Source organism: Collinsella sp. LCP19S3_B11 (genome assembly GCF_052121915.1).
In the GTDB taxonomy this organism is placed as follows: domain Bacteria; phylum Actinomycetota; class Coriobacteriia; order Coriobacteriales; family Coriobacteriaceae; genus Collinsella.
Window position 1 is genome coordinate 1 of sequence record NZ_JBQKDI010000039.1, and the last position, 2,349, is coordinate 2,349.

The following is a 2,349-nucleotide window of genomic DNA, read 5'->3' on the forward strand; positions in this document are numbered from 1 at the left end:
CCCAGCACCTCCGCGAGGTAGGGGAACAACGACGGTGCCTTCGTCACCAACCGTTCCGCCAGGGCGCGGCGAGCCACATCCGAGTCCTTGTCGTCCGCGTCGTCCTCGCTGAACCCGAGTTCCCGGCGGAGCGCGGCAGCGGACAACACGCCACGGTCGAACGCATCCAATGCGGCCTGCGATTTATCCTGCTTCTGCGCCAACGCGGACATATCCGCCGCGACCGCGACACTCCCCGCTTCGCCCTCCGGCATGAACGGGCGCAGCACCGACTCGGTGAGACTGTCGCAAATGACCTCCACAAGCGGGCTAATGTGCTGCCGCAGCGCCGACTCGTCCACCAGGCCAGCGTTCCAGTGCGTCGAGTCGCCCATGCCGAGCAGCACCTCCGGGGGCACATCCAACGACAACGCTAGGCGGCGGATCGCCCGCTCCCGCGTGTCCACCGCCTTCGCTTCGATACCGGTGTCCAACGTCAAGTGACGGAACTGCGCCGCGTGCTCCGACGGAACCTTCACCACGATAGGGGTCACAGCGGCGGGCGAGTCCGGGTCGTCCTGCGCCGACTTCATTGTTGTGTAAAGACTCTTCGAGAACGAGGTCGCGTCGTCCTCTTGGGTCGGCATGGCCGGGCGTGGGGGAAGCCCCGGCGCGTCGGCGGCGCGGGGCGGTCGGCGGCGGGGGAGCTCCGCTTCGGCGGGGACAATCAGAATGCCGTTACCCGACACGCGCGACCGAGCAGCAGCCGCGATGATCCGATCCATCGCCCTGATCTCACGAAGCACCGGAAGAGCCGCCCGCACCGACGACCGCGATTCCGTCGGCTCGTTCGGGGACTTGATCCACACTTTGAACAACGACTCGGTGTCGTCGTTGATGATGTGCTTCTTCTCGCCCAGCTTGATCTCCCACTCGCCACGGATCGTTTTCGACACGTGATTCGTGGGGATCACCAACCACTGTTCCTCGCCCGTGTTGTCGTCGGTGATGATCGCGATGTAGAACTCGCCAACGACGGTGAGCAACGTCGCTGCGTGGCGCAGCAGCTCCGCTGTTCCCTCCGCACCGCCGCCGATATCGCGGACGATCTGCCGAGCCAGGCGGTTATCCGACGGGGAGTTGGTACGCCCAGTGTCGGGGTCCACATCCGCGGCGTACAAGCCCACCCGGGCGGCGGATGATCCGATCCACTGACACACCGCCGATAGCTCGCCGACGGTGTTATACATCTCCCAGGCTTCGGCCTGCCACGCGGTCTTTTTCTTATCGTCCTGAAACCCGCTGCTGTTGCTTTGCGGCACTCCGACTTCCATTTTCTTCACCGATGCGGTGAGACTGTTCAGGATGCCCACGGCTTACTCCCCCTTAGCGGTGTAGGCGGTGAACCCGTTGAGCCACGACATACCTGCGGCCATGCCGGGGATGCCCCACCACGCGGTGACGGGCCAGTCGCCGGGGACGGTGAGCCACGCGACGACGGCGAGGATGATCGCGACCCACACGCCGACGCACCAGGGGCAGTGGACGAAGTACGTCACTTGGGACTCGACTCCCCACCGGCGGAGGACGAAGTCTCGGAATGGCTGGAATATCTGGTCAGCCGTGATTAGCCGGGTGATGCGAGCGCCGAGCAGTGCGGCGCACACGATGATGATGACGTGGGCCATAGGGGGTCACTTCCTCTGATGATGGGTGAATGTAGCTCACGCTTAGACTATCAGCACCGGTCAGCCCACCAGTCCGCGTTGAACGTCGGCTAGGCGGCGGCGGAGTCGCCTATTCTCCGCACGGAGCTCGTCGGTGGTGGCGAGGATGTCCTGCAGCACCTCGAAGCCTTCCTCGTCCATGATCTTGCCGATCCGCCCCCGGTCGGCGGAGGTGAGCCGAGCATCCTCGGTCAGTGGTTTGCCACGGTTCATCCACGCGGCGGCGACGATACGCTTCGCCGTGGGGGACAGATCCGTGAACCGCATCTGCTCCCACAAGCCGATCGTGTAATGCGCCATGATCTCTCCCTACCTACCACTCGCCGGGGAAGGCAATGCTCGTGGTGACACCGATTGTTTTCTGGATGTGTTCGTACCCATTGACCATCGCATCTACCCGGTCGGGTGATGCCTGGCCTTGTTGCCATGTCCGCATCTGGTTCTCCAACACGCGGTGCTCGCCGAGCATCCGCAGCCTGCCGGTTTGCGATGCCTGCCGGGCACCAGCCGCGCGGGCGGTCTTATCGCCCCTGGCTCGCCACGGAACCAGCCGGAACGGCATCCTATCCTCCACAGGCACCAAATCGAGAATGCCCAATGTTTCCTGCATCGCGCCGAGCCCATCGCCGCCACGCCCCTCGTC

Annotated in this window: 4 protein-coding genes; all 4 read right to left on the bottom strand. The window is 64.5% G+C overall.

Annotation, left to right across the window (positions count from 1 at the left end):
* A partial coding sequence (locus ACTQV4_RS10205; protein WP_441569775.1) for a hypothetical protein occupies positions 1-1,352 on the bottom strand: 1,352 nt, incomplete at its 3' end.
* A gap of 3 nt (positions 1,353-1,355) precedes the next feature.
* Positions 1,356-1,538, bottom strand: coding sequence for a hypothetical protein (locus tag ACTQV4_RS10210; protein ID WP_441393995.1), 183 nt, complete (start codon positions 1,536-1,538; stop codon positions 1,356-1,358).
* Between the two features lie 189 nt (positions 1,539-1,727).
* Complete coding sequence (locus ACTQV4_RS10215; protein WP_417935921.1) at positions 1,728-2,006, bottom strand: hypothetical protein; 279 nt, start codon at positions 2,004-2,006, stop codon at positions 1,728-1,730.
* A gap of 13 nt (positions 2,007-2,019) precedes the next feature.
* Positions 2,020-2,349, bottom strand: a 330-nt coding sequence (locus tag ACTQV4_RS10220; RefSeq protein ID WP_441032717.1) for a hypothetical protein, incomplete at its 5' end; no start/stop codon positions are given.